The 1,012-nt window shown below is 45.6% G+C and carries 2 protein-coding genes; one reads left to right on the forward strand and one right to left on the reverse strand.

What is annotated here, in order from left to right; all coding sequences use genetic code 11:
• Positions 1-191, reverse strand: a 191-nt coding sequence (locus R7040_RS24945) for a serine dehydratase beta chain (protein ID WP_318097347.1), incomplete at its 3' end; no start/stop codon positions are given.
• Between the two features lie 158 nt (positions 192-349).
• Here R7040_RS24945 and R7040_RS24950 point away from each other — a divergent pair.
• The coding region (locus tag R7040_RS24950) for a YdcF family protein (protein WP_318097348.1) at positions 350-1,012 on the forward strand (663 nt) is incomplete at its 3' end.

The raw sequence follows: 1,012 nt of genomic DNA on the forward strand, positions 1-1,012 counted from the left end.
GTGGCTCGGTCGGTGTGGTGTCCTCTACCAGTCAGTGATAAAGAGCCATATAAGTCAACTTGCACCCGACGCACTTTCGCCATAGAGTCGCTAAGTAGTTGAGTGAAATGGAATCCGGCGAGCATAGGACCGTTAGTGTGGGAGCTGGATGGCCCAACACCGACCTTAAAAATATCGAAAATCGACAGCATAATTGACTTCCTTCAGCAATGAACCTTTCATAGGTCTCTAGAACAATATTGTTAACTAGATGTTAATGCCTGTAAGGCGGTTGGCAAAGAAGATTTTTGTAACTATGCCAAAGACCACACAACAGTGACTTTGTCGCAGGGGAAATTGAGAGAGAAGTATGAAGTTAGGTAACGTGGTCATCGTACTAGGTAAGCGATTGGTTAATAACCAATTGAGTGCCGAAGGCATCTCGAGAGTCGAAGCACTAGCCGCTAAGATCCGCGAAATGCCAATGGAGAATACTGCTCTCGTATTTTGTGGTGGAAAAACGCAAGGACAAAGCATTTCGGAAGCAGACGCTATGTATGCATATTTTCAGACCCTGAATACGTCGCTGGCCAAGCCTTTTCCGACAAGCCAAATTCTGCTTGAAAATCGCTCTTTGAATACGTTTGAAAACATGCGAAATGCAGCGAAAGTTCTGTGTGAAAGCGGTTTATTTCCGTTACCGTCTCAAGCGGCGGTTGAGGTCATTTTGCTATCAAACGCCTATCATCTTGAGCGCATATTAGAAATTCAAACGCTAATGGATGAGCAAGGCTTACTGCGCGTGCTCAAATCTCAATGCGCGTCCGTGGGTTTAGACTTACACATTTCTCTAGATATTCAGAAGCACATTAGCGTGCCATACCCACATCAAGGACCACAGGCAGAAGCGTTTCTTTTACTTGATGAACTGACGACGTATCGAGTGTATCTGGAGGGCGTTAAAAGTGGGGCGTTTCAACGAGATTTAACTAGCGTTCGAGCGCAACCTTTGCTGCGGGCTGAACAAGCAATA

The organism is Vibrio sp. 1069 (assembly GCF_033340555.1).